Below are 13422 nucleotides of genomic sequence, written 5' to 3' on the forward strand. Positions count from 1 at the left end.
GGCAGTGCCGAGGATTCTAGGGAGACGCCGATCAAATAGCACGTTCGCGTTCAGGTCGACTGTGCCTGCGGGCCGGGGGCGATGGGGATCGCCTCGCCTTCGGTCATCCGCGGTCCTGTGCAGGCCCCTCTTCAATCAGGGTAAAGGACACGCCCGACAGGCGTGCCCTTGATGGCGCGGCGACGGGCCGTTGGGCGTTCGCCTAGGCCGGAAAACGGGGCCCCTGGCGTCGGTTCCGGCGAAGCATCAGCCCGAGCAGGCCGAGCCCCAGTCCCATCAGCAGCATCGTCTTCGGTTCGGGGACGGTGCCGACCTCGCCCGAACGGTAATAGACGCTGATATGCGAGATGTTGCGTGTGGCCACACCCGGATAGCTGAAGGGCGGTTGGGTGAAGGGTGAGCTGTAATCGCCATTGATCCCGGTCATCAGGAAGCCGACCAGGTTGGTGCCGCTGCCATGACTGAACACGAACAGCAGGTCTCCATAGTCCCATTCGGAATCGAGGTTCCATTGCCCGCTGTGGCGATTGCCATCAAAGCTGGCGAGGGTCGAGCTGTTCGACCCGGGGGAGGTCCAGCGGCCGTCGAATAGCCAGTCGCTGATTCCGAAGAATCCGGTGTCGCCCGCGGTATTCACAAGCCAGCTGGAGGGATCGCCGGTGGTGGAGTCGGTGGCTGCGCCATCCAGTGGCGACAAAATCTGACAGCCGAGATTGTTGGTGACCTTGTCACCGACGTTGCCGGACAGGGCAGTGCAATCGAGCAGTGCGGCCTGGGTGGCCCCGGAGAGCGACAGGGTCAACAGGAACACCGTTCCGGCCAGGAACGAGAGCAATGGCTTGCATGACATCGAGCTTACCTCCATGGGACGAAAGTCCCTCCATGGTTTCTCATGAATGCGGCTGGGGCGCGGATCGCCTGAAAGTGCCATCACTCACAAGGCGGGAATGCAGCACGCTTCGTGCCATGTTCGACGAGATGGGGGATTCGGGCGATGAAACAATCGCTTGTGAGATTTGATGTGGAGAGGCGGTCGTGGGTTACGGCCGAGATGTAAAAGAACCGGACATGTTCGGTCGAGGCGAGCGAATCACTGTGGATCAGGAGGCATGAACGAAATGATGGCGCCACATGGGCGCCATCATGCCAAGTCGAGCAGGACGTGATCAGGCCGCCATCGTGTCCCTGCGTGCTTTGCGGCGGACGGCGATACCCAGCAAGCCCAGACCCAGACCCAGTAGCAACAGTGTGTGGGGCTCCGGTACCTGCCCGTTCGGACGGTAGTAGATGCTCACGTGGGAGATGTCTTTGGGGCTTGCACCCGGGAAGTCAAACGGCGGGTCAATGAATGGCGAGAGGTAGCTGCCGTTATAGCCAGTCATCAGGAACCCGGTCAGATTGGTGCCGCGGCCATCCTTGAACAGGAACAGCAGGTCGCCGTAGACAAAGCTCGGATCCAGTGTCCAGGTCCCGCCCTGGGAGGTTCCGTCCAGCGTGACCAGGTTGAGGGTCGGATCGGCCGGATCAAACTCCAGCGGATCGCCGTTGCTGTTCGGCGGATCTTCCCAGCGGCCATCGAACTGCCAGTCACTGATGCCGAAAAAGCCCGTGCCACCGGCCGTGTTGACGATCCAGTTGGAGGGGTCGCCTCCCACAGGGTCGTTTGCATGCCCATCCAGGGGTTCGAGGATCTGGCAGCCGATGTTGGCGGTGACGCGGTTTTCAACGCCGCCATCCAGGCTGGCGCAGCTGATCAACGAAGCCTGTGCGGCGCCGGAAAGGCCCAGGCCCAGCAACAGGGCGGCACTCGCGAAATAGGGTGTAATACGTTTGGGGTTCATTCGATGCACCTTCCCTGGGAATAGCCCCCTGGGTGGCTTGCGCGGATCCGGCCCATCCGGTCCTTGTGCACTCAGGGCTATGCAGAAACGGTGCCATTCCCATATGCGCGCTAATTCATTCGAAAAAACAGACCGATAGGAGGATGCGCCTTTTGCCGGATGGCAGCGGGACTGGATGGGCGTAAAAAAGTGTGACACCGACGACTACGCCGTTCGGGTGAGTGGCGCCCGGCGGGTACGTTCTCAGTGCCGCGAGAGGGGTTTACCCGGCCAGGATTGGGTGTAAAGAAACGGGACACTAGGCCGTGCGCGCCGGAGGCCATGGCTACCCTGTCGAGCTTGCCCGGCAGCGCGCAATAGGCCGTATGTAGCTGAAAATACGGAAGGCTTTGGATTCTTGCGTTGTGCGCTACCTGGACGGTGGTCTGGCCATGGCGTGGCGGCCACCTGAAAAAAAGCCCCGCATCCCCTATCATTACGCGTCTTTGTTTCCCCCTTCCCAGGCCTGCGCCGGTGAGTCGGCGCGCCGGGAAACCGAATCCACGAAAGTAATGAAACGGGAGATCCGAATGTTTTCGATCGACATGAGTATCCACGGCTACGACGACGAACTCTGGGGCGCCATCAGCAAGGAGGCGCAGCGCCAGGAAGAGCATATCGAGCTGATCGCCTCCGAGAACTACACCAGCCCGCGCGTGATGGAGGCCCAAGGCTCCGTGCTGACCAACAAGTACGCCGAGGGCTATCCGGGCAAGCGCTACTACGGTGGCTGCGAGTATGTGGATATCGTCGAGCAGCTCGCGATCGATCGCCTCAAGCAGCTCTACGGCGCCGACTACGCGAACGTGCAGCCGCATTCCGGCTCGCAGGCCAACGCGGCCGTGTACATGGCCCTGCTGCAGCCGCATGACACCGTGCTGGGCATGAGCCTGGACGCCGGCGGTCACCTGACCCACGGCGCCAAGCCGAACTTCTCCGGCAAGATCTACAACGCGGTGCAGTACGGCATCACCGACGAGGGTCTGATCGACTACGACGAGGTCCAGCGCCTGGCCACCGAGCACCAGCCGAAGATGATCGTCGCCGGCTTCTCCGCCTATTCGCGCGTGGTCGACTGGAAGCGCTTCCGCGAGATCGCCGATTCCGTGGGCGCCTACCTGATGGTGGACATGGCCCACGTCTCCGGCCTGATCGCCGCCGGCGAATACCCGAACCCGATCGACCACGCCCACGTGGTCACCTCTACCACGCACAAGTCCCTGCGCGGGCCGCGTGGCGGCTTCATCATCACCAAGGGCCAGCCGGAGCTGAACAAGAAGTTCCAGTCGCTGATCTTCCCGGGTACCCAGGGCGGCCCGCTGATGCACGTGATCGCCGGCAAGGCGGTGGCCTTCAAGGAGGCCCTGGAGCCGGAATTCAAGACCTATCAGAAGCAGGTGATCGCCAACGCCCGCGCAATGGCCGAGGTCCTGGTCGAGCGTGGCTACGACATCGTCTCCGGCGGGACCGACAATCACCTGTTCCTGCTGAGCCTGGTGTCCAAGGGCATGACCGGCAAGGCCGCGGACGCCGCGCTGGGTCGCGCCAACATCACGGTCAACAAGAACGCCGTGCCCAACGATCCGGAATCCCCATTCGTGACCTCCGGCATCCGCATCGGCACCGCCGCTCTGACCACGCGTGGCTTCACCGAAGCGGAGTCGCGCGAGCTGGCCGGCTGGATCGCCGACGTGCTGGACGACCACGAGAACGAGCAGGTGATCGACGCGACCCGCGACAAGGTCGTCGAGATCTGCCGCCGCTTCCCGGTCTACGGCGCCCCCGAATAACGCGGCGTAGCGGCGGCCCGCCATGCGCTGCCCGGCCTGTGGCGCTCAGGACACCCGCGTGGTCGACTCGCGGGTGGCCGGTCCGGAGCAGGAGCAGATCCGGCGCCGGCGCGAGTGCCGCGAGTGCCGGGCGCGCTTTACCACCTTCGAGCGGGCGGAGTTCAGCCTGCCGCGGGTGGTCAAGCGCTCCGGCGAGCGCGTTGCCTTCGACGAAGACAAGTTGCGCAGTGGTCTGCGCCGGGCGTTGCACAAGCGCCCGGTGAAGACCGAGGATGTCGAGCGCGTGATCGACGACATCAAGCGCCAGCTCGCGTCCCTGGCGGCCCCCGAGGTCAAGTCCGACCGTATTGGCGAAATGGTCCTGGCAGCCTTGCATGCCCTGGACCATGTGGCCTATATCCGTTTTGCCTCCATCTATCTGAGCTTTGCCAGTGTGCAGTCCTTCCGCGAGGCCATCGAGCGGCTCGAGGATGACCTGACGCCGGAGATGCGCCGTTCACAGCTGCGTCTGATCGATGAGGGACTCGCCGACACGGATGCCGCCGCGCCGGGGGATTCGCAGGAGGGCAGTTGATGGCACAGCCGGGACACGAACAGGCGGTGGAGGATCGGCGTCACATGGCGCGGGCGCTGGAGCTGGCCGACTATGGCCGCTTCAGTGCCGATCCCAATCCTCGGGTGGGCTGTGTGCTGGTGCGCGATGGCGAGGTCGTCGGAGAGGGGCTGCACTGGTGTGCCGGCGAGCCGCACGCCGAGGTGAACGCCCTGCACGCGGCCGGCGAAGCCGCGCGCGGGGCCACTGTCTACGTGACGCTCGAGCCGTGCAGTCACCACGGTCGCACTCCTCCCTGTACCGAGGCGCTGATCCAGGCCGGCGTGGCCCGGGCCGTGATTGCGATGCAGGACCCGAACCCGCGGGTCTGTGGTGGCGGCATGGAGGCGCTGCGCGCGGCCGGGATCGAGGTCGAGACCGGCGTACTCGAGGCCGAGGCCCGGGCACTGAACCCGGGCTTTGTCCAGCGCATGGAGCAAGGACGTCCCTGGGTCCGGATCAAGCTCGCGGCGAGCCTGGACGGGCGCACGGCGATGGCCTCGGGCGAGTCCCGCTGGATTACCGGCGAGGCCGCGCGTCGCGACGTACAGCTGTGGCGGGCGCGCGCCGGGGCGATCCTGACCGGCAGCGGTACCGTGGTGGCCGACGACCCGCGCCTGACCGTGCGCATGAAACCGCATCAGCTGGCTGCCCAGGCCGGTTTTCCCGATGACCCGCACTACTCGGATCTGCCCACCCGGCAGCCGCTCAGGGTGATCCTGGATGCCCGGCTGCGCACGCCCCCCGGCGCCCAGATCCTGAAGAGCGGCCCTGTGTGGGTCCTGACCGGGCCGGATGCCGCGCGTTCGCCGGTCGCGGATACGTTGCGCGGGCATGGCGCGGATGTGCGGCCGATCGCGCTGGCCAGCGACTCGCCCGAGGGCGGACTGGACCTCGGCGAGGTGCTGGTGGAGCTGGCACGCGCCGAGGTCAACGAACTGCATGTCGAGTCCGGCCCCGGTCTGGCCGGCGCCCTGGCCCGCGGGGGCTGGGTGGACGAGTGGCTGTTGTACCAGGCGCCGTTGCTGCTGGGCTCGAGTGCCCGTCCGCTGGTGGAGTGGCCGCTGGCGCGCATGGACGAACGCGCGGAGCTGGAGATCCTCGAGAGCCGCTGGGTCGGTGACAGCCTGCGCCTGCGGGCCCGTCCGCGCTCCTGATGGTCCGATCGTCCTGCGCCTTGTCGGGTGCTAAATCCATACGTCCTCCATCGTGTGGTGCGAACGCCTTCGCGTTTCCCTAAGATGGGCGGCTCGCGGCGTCCCTTCCCGGGGCGGCCTGAAACCGATACAAGGCCCATGTTCACCGGAATCATCGAGACCCTTGGCAGCCTGGATCGCCTGACGCCCAGCGGCGGCGACGTGCGCCTGCATGTGAATGCACCTGGGATGGACCTGTCGGACACGCGCCTGGGCGACTCCATCGCGGTCAACGGCGTGTGTCTGACCGTGACCGACCTGACGGCCGCGGGCTTCGCCGCCGACGTATCGCGCGAGTCCCTGAACGTGACCACGCTGGGCGGGCTGGGGCCCGGCGACCGGGTCAACCTGGAGCGGGCACTGGCCCTGGGCGACCGCCTCGGCGGCCACATGGTCTCGGGCCATGTCGATGGCGTGGGCGAGGTGGTCGCGATGGAGCCGGACGCACGCTCGACCCTCGTGCGCTTTCGTGCCCCCGCCGCGCTGGCACGCTATATCGCGGCGAAAGGCTCGATCACCATCGATGGCACCAGCCTGACCGTGAACCGCGTCGACGGGGCCGAGTTCGAGGTCAACATCATCCCCCACACCTGGTCGCTGACCCGCTTCTCTGTCTACGCGGTGGGCACGCCGGTGAACCTGGAGGTGGACCTGATCGCGCGCTACCTCGAGCGCCTGATGCTGGGCGAGCGCGCGGCCGAGCCGGGCACGGATGCCGGCGATCTGTCCGAGGCCTGGCTGGCCGAACAGGGCTTCCCCAATCATTCCGGGCCGCGCGACTGAGCGCACGGCCCCCGACCGAAGGCACGCATGGAATTTTCCAATACCGAAACCATCCTCGAGGAACTGCAGGCCGGGCGCATGGTGGTCATCGTCGACGACGAGGACCGCGAGAACGAGGGCGATCTGCTGATGCTCGCCTCGCATGTGCGCCCCGAGGACATCAACTTCATGGCCAAGTACGGCCGCGGGCTGATCTGCCTGACGCTGACCCGCGAGCGCTGCAAGCAGCTCGCGCTGCCGCTGATGGTGACCGACACCAACGATGTGCACGGCACCAACTTCACGCTGTCCATCGAGGCCGCCGAGGGCGTGACTACGGGTATTTCCGCCTATGACCGCGCGCACACCATCCGCACGGCCGTGGCGCCCAACGCGCAGCCGGGTGACATCGTCCAGCCGGGACATGTCTTTCCGCTGATGGCGCAGCCGGGCGGGGTGATCGTGCGCGCCGGCCATACCGAGGCCGGTTGCGACCTCGCGCGCCTGGCCGGGGCCGAGCCGGCCGCGGTGATCGTGGAGATCCTCAACGAGGACGGTACGATGGCGCGGCGCCCGGACCTCGAGCGCTTCTGTGCCGAACACGACCTGAAGATGGGCACGATCGAGGACCTGATCCGCTACCGCATCGAGAACGAGAAGACCGTTCAGCGCGTCTCGGAGCGCCCGTTCCCGACCGCGCACGGCGAATTCCGCCTGCTGTCATTCCAGGACGAGGTCGACCACCAGCTACACTTTGCGCTGGTGCGCGGCGAGCCGAAGCCGGAGCAGGGCACCCTGGTGCGCGTGCACCTGGAAAACACGCTGCATGACACCCTGGGCTATGCCGGCCCGGATCGTGGCTGGCCGCTGGACGACGCTCTGCGCCGCATCGACGAGGCGGGCGAGGGCGTCGTGGTGGTGCTGCGCAAGCACGAGAGCGCCGAGGCCCTGGCGCAGCGCCTGGAACAGCTCGGGCAGCCGCCGCAGGAGGAGCGTGGCGGGCGCGAGAATTCGGCCGAGTGGCGCATGTACGGCATCGGCGCGCAGATCCTGGCGGACTGCGGCGTGGGCCGCATGAAGCTGATGTCCGCGCCCAAGCGCTTCCATGGCCTGGGCGGTTTCGGGCTCGAGGTCGTCGACTACATTCACGAATAGCCCGGGCCACGAATATCCCGGGGCCGCGAATAGCGCAGGGCGCTCCTCCTCGTGCTCGTCCGCGCTATATCACCCCGTCCAGGCGCAGGTAGCCGATCAGGAACAGCACGGCGAGGACCCCGGACAGTACGTACAGCCAATTGGACAGCGTCGGGTTGTTGGGGCGGCTGAAGAAGGCCGCCCACAGCGCGAGCAGGATCAGGACGAAGAAGAAGAACAGGAATCGCATGGCTCAGGCTCCTTCCGGTACCGCGTAGGGCAGGTCGACGACCTCCGCCCGAGGTCCATCCGGTGCCCCCCAGTGCAGCTCGCCTTCGGCCGCCGCCACCTGCACCACCGCCAGGGCCGAGTAGAGGCCGTCCGGGTGCAGTTCCGCGGCCACGATCTCGCCGTCCGACTGCTCCGGGTTGCCTCCGGCGCGAAATACCGGTGAGCCCGGCTGCGGCAGCTCCGAGGCGGGGATTGCCAGGCGGAACATGCGCCGCTTCAGCTTGCCGAGGTAGTGCATCCGGGCCACCACCTCCTGTCCCGGGTAGCAGCCCTTCTCGAAGTTGATCGCCCCCAGCGCGTGCAGGTTCAGCATCTGCGGCACGAACATCTCGCTGGTCGCCTCGACCACGGTCGGCATCCCGGCGAGGATGTCGAGAAGTGCCCACTCGCGCGGCCCCACCGGGCCCGAGCGCACGTTCAGCTTGTCCCAGGCGGTGCGCATCGGTTCGAGCTCGCCGAACAGCTCGTAACGCGGGTGCACCCCGGGCACGCGCACGATGGTCACGCCGTCTTTCTCGACCACGTCGTCCACGTTCGCGGGGCGGGCGCCCAGTGCGTTGTTCAGTTCGGTTTCGGCGTCGGGGCCGGAAAACCCGAAGTGGATGCGCGAGTCGTCGGCGCGCTCGATCACCACATGGGCCCGCAGCACGAACATCCGCAACCGCTTGGCGATGGTCTCGATGCGGTCAGCCGGCATCTCCAGGAGGTAGCTGTCCGCGGTGCGCAGCACGCGAAACACCGCGTAGGCGCGCCCTTTGGGGCTGGAGTAGCTGGAAATCTGGCTGTGGCTGGCATCGACCTGGGTGATGTCGTTGCCGAACTGGCCCTGCAGGAACTCGGTCGCGTCCTCGCCGCGGACCTCCAGCAGGCCCCGGTGGGACAGGTCGCAGATCACCTCGCCATTGATGGCCATGCGGCGTTCGCGTTCGGGGTTTCCGTAGTGCAGGAGGTCGTCGTCCTCGAACTCGGCCCCGGCGTCGATCAGGTGATTCTTCCAGTCTTCGCGCATCGAAAACTCTCCCGTGGCAGCGCGTCGTGTGTCCGTTCGGCTGGTGGCCTTGGGGACCCACGGCGGCGGATTGAGGTGGTAAGCTCAACACAGGTCGGGCGACCGGCTGAACCAAGCGGGTCGATAGTAGACGAACCTCTTGCAGGGTGTCAGCCCGACATTTTTCATCATCCGGTTTTGGGGGTGGCATGAGTTCTCCGGCACGGCCCGTTTTCCTGGATCTGCGCAAGATCCGCCTACCGCTGAATGCCGTAGTTTCCATCCTGCACCGTATTACCGGGATTCTCCTGATTCTCGCCATCCCCGTGCTGTTGTGGCTGCTGGATCGCTCGCTGGCGAGCCCGGAGGGCTTTGCGCAGGTGGCCGCGATCATCCGGCACCCGGTCGGGCTGGCGCTGCTGCTGATCGGCCTGTGGTGGCTGCTGCATCACCTGTTCGCGGGGATTCGTTATCTGCTGATGGAGTTCGGCATCGGGGAGGACCGGGCCGGCTCGCTGCGCACCGCGCGTGATGCCCTGTACGCCGCAATCTTCGCCACGCTCGCCGTCTGGCTGGGGCTGATCCTGTGAGGCTGCTGTCGGGGCAGGGCGCCTGGCTGCTGCAGCGGATCACCGCGGTCTACGTGGGGCTGTTCGTGATCGCAGCCCTGGGCTATTTCCTGATCGCCCCGCCGGCCGATCACGCGGCCTGGGTGGCGGTGATCGCGCACCCGGTGGTGGCGCTGGGCAGTGCACTGTTTGTCGTGCTCCTGCTGCTGCATGCGTGGATCGGGCTGCGCGATGTCGTGCTCGACTACGTGAAGCCGCTGGCGCTGCGCCTGACCGTGCTGACCCTCGGCGCGGGCGCGCTCATCCTTCTGGGCCTGTGGGCCCTCTACCTCCTGATTCGAACGGGGCTTGCATGAATCTGACCCGGCGCAAATTCGACGCGCTCATCATCGGCGCCGGTGGCGCGGGCCTGCGCGCCGCGCTGCAGCTGTCCAACGGCGATGCCAAGGTCGCGGTGGTCTCCAAGGTGTTTCCCACGCGTTCGCACACCGTCGCCGCGCAGGGCGGGGTAAACGCCGCGCTGGCCAACGTGCTGCCGGACTCCTGGCACTGGCACATGTTCGACACCGTGAAGGGCTCGGACTACCTGGGCGACCAGGATGCGATCGAGTACATGTGCCGCGCGGCGCCCAAGGTGGTCTACGAGCTGGACCACTTCGGCGTGCCGTTCTCGCGTCTGGACAACGGCAACATCTACCAGCGCGCCTTCGGCGGGCAGAGCCAGAACTTCGGTCAGGACCAGGCGGCGCGCACCTGTGCGGCGGCCGACCGTACCGGGCACGCGATCCTGCACTCGCTGTACCAGCAGAACCTGCGCGCGCGCACGCACTTTTTTGACGAGTACTTCGCGGTGGACCTCCTGCGCGACGAGCAGGGCTTCGTGCTTGGTGTGCTGGCCTTCGAGATCCTGACCGGCGAGCCGATCGTGATCGAGGCCAAGACCACGCTGATCGCCACCGGCGGGGCGGGGCAGCTGTTCCGCACGACCACCAACGCCCTGATCAACACCGGCGACGGCATGGCGATGGCGCTGCGCGCCGGGGTGCCGCTGGAGGACATGGAGTTCGTGCAGTTCCATCCGACCGGGATCGCCGGGCGCGGGATGCTGATTACCGAGGGCGCGCGCGGCGAGGGCGGGTTCCTGATCAACTCCGAGGGTGAGCGCTTCATGGAGCGCTATGCCCCGCGGGCGAAGGACCTGGCCTCGCGCGACGTGGTCAGCCGTTCCATCGCCACCGAGGTGCGCGAGGGCCGGGGCTGCGGGCGCAATGCCGACCATGTGCTGCTGGATCTGCGCCACCTGGGCTCGGACACGATCATGCAGCGTCTGCCGGGCATCCGCGAGACCAGCATGACCTTCCTCGGGGTGGACCCGATCGAGGCCCCGATCCCGGTGTTCCCCACCTGCCACTACAGCATGGGCGGGATCCCGACCAACCGCTTCGGCCAGGTGGTGGCGCCGGTCAAGGACACCCCGGAGGACCCGGTTCCGGGGCTGTACGCGGCCGGCGAGGCCGCCTGTGTCTCGGTGCACGGGGCCAACCGCCTGGGCGGCAACTCGCTGCTGGATATCCTCGTATTCGGGCGTGCGGCGGCCAATCACATCCTCGAGTACCTGGGCGAGAACCGCTATCACCGGCCGCTGGACGAGACGGCGGTGGAGCAGGCGATGGCGCGGCTCACGCGCTGGGACCGCAAGGACCCGGGCGACGGCTCCGCCGAGCAGGTCGAACCGCTCAAGCGCGAACTGCGCAAGGTGATGGAGGACCACTGCTCGGTGTTCCGCAGCGACGAGGTGATGCGCGAGGGGGTGGAGAAGGTCCGCGCGCTGCGCGAGCGCTTGAACCACGCGGTGATCGCGGACCACTCGGCCACCTTCAACACCGCGCGGGTGGAGGCGATGGAGCTGGAGAACCTGATGGACTGCGCGATCGCGACCATCCGCTCCGCGCTGGGACGCGAGGAGAGCCGCGGGGCGCATTCGCGCATTGACTTCCCCGAGCGCGACGACCAGCACTGGCTCAAGCACAGCCTGTACTCGCTGGCCGACGACAGCCTCGACTACAAGCCGGTGCGCACCCAGCCGAACACCGTGGCCTCGTTCCCGCCGAAGGAGCGGGTGTATTGACGGCCGGTGCTGCTTGAAGGGAAGCCTCGCAGGATGCGATGAGGGCCGTAGGATGCGATGAGCTTAGCGAATCGCATCAACAGGCGCCTGATCGGACCACGTTCGGTGCATTTCGCAGGGATTGACACATCCCGCGCACCACGGACCGTATGAGATCAGGAGGCGGCGATTTCAGGGGACTGGATCGCAATAGACAACCTGTAGCAACGCTGACAGGAGAGACGATTGGAATTCTCGATCTACCGCTTCAACCCGGAGACGGACACGCTGCCGAAGATGCAGCGCTTCACCCTGCCCGACGACCAGATCGAGCCGGGGATGATGTTGCTGGATGCCCTGCTGTTGCTGAAGGAGCAGGATGACTCGCTGGGCTTTCGCCGCTCCTGCCAGCACGGGGTCTGCGGCTCCGACGGCATGAACATTAACGGCATGAACGGCCTGGCCTGCATCACGCCACTGGCGGATCTGGAGGGGCCGGTCACGCTGCGTCCGTTCCCGGGGATGCCGGTGATCCGCGACCTGATCGTGGACATGGGCAACTTCTGGGAGCAGTACCGAAGAGCCGAGCCCTGGCTGGTCAACGACAGCCCGGAGCCCGAAGTCGAGCGCAAGCAGAGCCCGGAGGATCGTGACCAGCTGGACGGCCTGTACGAGTGCATCCTGTGCGGCTGCTGTTCCGCCGCCTGCCCGTCGTACTGGTGGAACCCGGACAAGTTCCTCGGCCCGGCCGCACTGCTGCAGGCCGCGCGCTTCATCCAGGACAGCCGCGACGAGGCCACCGATCACCGCCTGGCTGAGCTGGACGATGCCTGGAAGCTCTACCGCTGCCACACCATCATGAACTGCACGCAGGTCTGCCCGAAGGGCCTGAACCCGAGCCGGGCGATCGGCGATATCCGCCGCACCATGCTCAAGAAGTCGCTGTGATGGAACCCGACAGCCGCACCCGCTGGCGTTGCCGCCGCGGCATGCTGGAGAACGACTGGCTGCTCGGGCAGTTTCTCGCGCAGGGATATGCGCAACTGGACCAGGAGGGTCGCGATGCCTTCGAGCGCCTGCTCGACTACCCCGACAATGTGCTACTGGATGTGGTTATGGGTCGCCAGACCACGGTGGATGACGGGATAGCGCGGCTTGTCCCGGCGATCCGCGCCGCCGCTGCGGCTGAGACTGCACCCTGACCCCGTCCTGCCGCGGCTCGCGCAGGCCGGGCAAATCCTGCTGGTCCTCGCCGTCTCCGGTTTTGTGCTGGTCTACAGCCCGTTGTGGATGCTGCTGCCCGTCTGGGGCCTGGCGGCCGTCGGCTGGTGGTGGCAGCGTCGCGATGCGGCACCGGACTGGGCCTGGCTGGGGCAGACGCCGGAGGGGGATACCTGGGTCGCGACCCGCGAGGGCCTTCGCCAGGAACAGGTAACCTGGGTGGAGTTGTTGCCCGACAGCCGGGTCCTGGCCGGGATGGTCCTGCTGGTGCTGCGCGAACGGGACGGGGGGCGCCTGTGGCGGCTCTGGCTGCATGCCGCGCGCATGGATCCTGATGACCTGCGCCGGCTGCGGGTCCGCCTGCGCTGGCCGCCAGTCGCAACACCGGAATCCGGTTGGCGCGTGCGGCTTCGGGCCGGTTGGGCATGGGGCGTTGCTATACTGGCGCGAATGCGATCATGCGGAGGACCGACCATGGCGGGACCCGACAAGGCACAGGTGATGGTGGACGTCTCCCACCTGCTGAACGACGACCCGGATCATGTGTACAGTGAGGACGAACTGGACGCGATCGAGGAGCTTGATCCGGAACTGGCCCTGCGCCTGGACCGGGCACAGACCTTCGCCGAGCGCGAGGCGTCCGATGTCCCGGCGGACGGGCCGATCGACGAAGATGCGGTGCGCGCGGCGATCGAGGAGGCACGGCGCATCCTGATGCAGGACGGCGGCGATATCGAGTTCGTGGAGCTCGACGGGCGCACCGTACGGGTGCGCTTGAAGGGGGCCTGCGTAGGCTGCCCGCGTTCGACGCTGGATCTGAAGAACGTGGTCGAGCGCCTGGTGCGCTCGCGCGCGCCGGGGGTTGCCAGCGTCGCGAATACCTTTTGACTCG

General features: G+C 66.7%; 15 protein-coding genes. 11 read left to right on the plus strand and 4 right to left on the minus strand.

Annotated elements, in window-relative coordinates; genetic code table 11:
- Nucleotides 1-202: 202 nt before the first annotated feature.
- Both F468_RS0106465 and F468_RS0106470 read right to left on the minus strand, forming a co-directional pair.
- Entirely contained in the window at nt 203-835 is a 633-nt protein-coding gene (locus F468_RS0106465) for a PEP-CTERM sorting domain-containing protein (RefSeq protein ID WP_018994789.1), read from the minus strand.
- Nucleotides 836-1166: 331 nt separating this feature from the next.
- On the minus strand, nt 1167-1841 hold the full coding sequence (locus F468_RS0106470) for a PEP-CTERM sorting domain-containing protein (RefSeq protein WP_018994790.1): 675 nt from the start codon (nt 1839-1841) through the stop codon (nt 1167-1169).
- A 569-nt stretch (nt 1842-2410) separates the two neighbouring features.
- On the opposite strand from F468_RS0106470, the gene glyA reads away from it, so the two are divergent.
- The 5 genes from glyA to ribBA all read left to right on the plus strand — a co-directional run bounded on the left by glyA (nt 2411) and on the right by ribBA (nt 7375).
- Nucleotides 2411-3670, plus strand: a complete 1260-nt coding sequence (glyA, locus tag F468_RS0106475; protein ID WP_018138457.1) for a serine hydroxymethyltransferase — start codon at nt 2411-2413, stop codon at nt 3668-3670.
- Nucleotides 3671-3692: 22 nt separating this feature from the next.
- On the plus strand, nt 3693-4244 hold the full coding sequence (nrdR, locus tag F468_RS0106480; protein ID WP_018138458.1) for a transcriptional regulator NrdR: 552 nt from the start codon (nt 3693-3695) through the stop codon (nt 4242-4244).
- A complete protein-coding gene (gene ribD, locus F468_RS0106485) occupies nt 4244-5419 on the plus strand; it encodes a bifunctional diaminohydroxyphosphoribosylaminopyrimidine deaminase/5-amino-6-(5-phosphoribosylamino)uracil reductase RibD (RefSeq protein WP_018138459.1) in 1176 nt (391 codons plus the stop codon). Before nrdR ends, ribD begins: the two co-directional genes overlap by 1 nt.
- Before the next feature lie 138 nt (nt 5420-5557).
- Nucleotides 5558-6241, plus strand: a complete 684-nt coding sequence (locus F468_RS0106490) for a riboflavin synthase (protein WP_018994791.1) — start codon at nt 5558-5560, stop codon at nt 6239-6241.
- 27 nt (nt 6242-6268) lie between these two features.
- On the plus strand, nt 6269-7375 hold the full coding sequence (gene ribBA, locus F468_RS0106495) for a bifunctional 3,4-dihydroxy-2-butanone-4-phosphate synthase/GTP cyclohydrolase II (RefSeq protein WP_018138461.1): 1107 nt from the start codon (nt 6269-6271) through the stop codon (nt 7373-7375).
- 64 nt (nt 7376-7439) lie between these two features.
- On the opposite strand, the gene F468_RS14575 is transcribed toward ribBA, so the two are convergent.
- Both F468_RS14575 and F468_RS0106505 read right to left on the minus strand, forming a co-directional pair.
- Nucleotides 7440-7604, minus strand: a complete 165-nt coding sequence (locus tag F468_RS14575; protein WP_018138462.1) for a hypothetical protein — start codon at nt 7602-7604, stop codon at nt 7440-7442.
- Between the two features lie 3 nt (nt 7605-7607).
- Nucleotides 7608-8654, minus strand: a complete 1047-nt coding sequence (locus F468_RS0106505; protein WP_018649306.1) for a folate-binding protein YgfZ — start codon at nt 8652-8654, stop codon at nt 7608-7610.
- Nucleotides 8655-8842: 188 nt separating this feature from the next.
- On the opposite strand from F468_RS0106505, the gene sdhC reads away from it, so the two are divergent.
- From sdhC to F468_RS0106535, 6 genes are all read left to right on the plus strand, one after another.
- Complete coding sequence (gene sdhC / locus F468_RS0106510) at nt 8843-9223, plus strand: succinate dehydrogenase, cytochrome b556 subunit (protein ID WP_018138464.1); 381 nt, start codon at nt 8843-8845, stop codon at nt 9221-9223.
- Nucleotides 9220-9558, plus strand: a complete 339-nt coding sequence (sdhD, locus tag F468_RS0106515; RefSeq protein WP_018138465.1) for a succinate dehydrogenase, hydrophobic membrane anchor protein — start codon at nt 9220-9222, stop codon at nt 9556-9558. The genes sdhC and sdhD overlap by 4 nt, the downstream gene beginning before the upstream one ends.
- Nucleotides 9555-11330, plus strand: coding sequence for a succinate dehydrogenase flavoprotein subunit (gene sdhA, locus F468_RS0106520; protein ID WP_018994058.1), 1776 nt, complete (start codon nt 9555-9557; stop codon nt 11328-11330). Before sdhD ends, sdhA begins: the two co-directional genes overlap by 4 nt.
- Before the next feature lie 225 nt (nt 11331-11555).
- A complete protein-coding gene (locus F468_RS0106525) occupies nt 11556-12257 on the plus strand; it encodes a succinate dehydrogenase iron-sulfur subunit (RefSeq protein ID WP_018138467.1) in 702 nt (233 codons plus the stop codon).
- Nucleotides 12257-12511 (plus strand): succinate dehydrogenase assembly factor 2, encoded by a 255-nt coding sequence (locus F468_RS0106530; protein WP_018175480.1) that lies wholly within the window; start codon nt 12257-12259, stop codon nt 12509-12511. The genes F468_RS0106525 and F468_RS0106530 overlap by 1 nt, the downstream gene beginning before the upstream one ends.
- Nucleotides 12465-13418, plus strand: a complete 954-nt coding sequence (locus F468_RS0106535) for a NifU family protein (RefSeq protein ID WP_018875327.1) — start codon at nt 12465-12467, stop codon at nt 13416-13418. Before F468_RS0106530 ends, F468_RS0106535 begins: the two co-directional genes overlap by 47 nt.
- Nucleotides 13419-13422: the final 4 nt, after the last annotated feature.

The sequence above is a fragment of the Thioalkalivibrio sp. ALJ2 genome, assembly GCF_000378325.1.
Taxonomy (GTDB): Bacteria; Pseudomonadota; Gammaproteobacteria; order Ectothiorhodospirales; family Ectothiorhodospiraceae; genus Thioalkalivibrio.

Bases quoted from the DNA above. Each gene is read 5' to 3' on its own strand.
- F468_RS0106470 (WP_018994790.1), bottom strand. From the start codon at position 1,841: ATGAACCCCAAACGTATTACACCCTATTTCGCGAGTGCCGCCCTGTTG.
- glyA (WP_018138457.1), top strand. From the start codon at position 2,411: ATGTTTTCGATCGACATGAGTATCCACGGCTACGACGACGAACTCTGG.
- nrdR (WP_018138458.1), top strand. From the start codon at position 3,693: ATGCGCTGCCCGGCCTGTGGCGCTCAGGACACCCGCGTGGTCGACTCG.
- ribD (WP_018138459.1), top strand. From the start codon at position 4,244: ATGGCACAGCCGGGACACGAACAGGCGGTGGAGGATCGGCGTCACATG.
- F468_RS0106490 (WP_018994791.1), top strand. From the start codon at position 5,558: ATGTTCACCGGAATCATCGAGACCCTTGGCAGCCTGGATCGCCTGACG.
- ribBA (WP_018138461.1), top strand. From the start codon at position 6,269: ATGGAATTTTCCAATACCGAAACCATCCTCGAGGAACTGCAGGCCGGG.
- F468_RS14575 (WP_018138462.1), bottom strand. From the start codon at position 7,604: ATGCGATTCCTGTTCTTCTTCTTCGTCCTGATCCTGCTCGCGCTGTGG.
- F468_RS0106505 (WP_018649306.1), bottom strand. From the start codon at position 8,654: ATGCGCGAAGACTGGAAGAATCACCTGATCGACGCCGGGGCCGAGTTC.
- sdhC (WP_018138464.1), top strand. From the start codon at position 8,843: ATGAGTTCTCCGGCACGGCCCGTTTTCCTGGATCTGCGCAAGATCCGC.
- sdhA (WP_018994058.1), top strand. From the start codon at position 9,555: ATGAATCTGACCCGGCGCAAATTCGACGCGCTCATCATCGGCGCCGGT.
- F468_RS0106530 (WP_018175480.1), top strand. From the start codon at position 12,257: ATGGAACCCGACAGCCGCACCCGCTGGCGTTGCCGCCGCGGCATGCTG.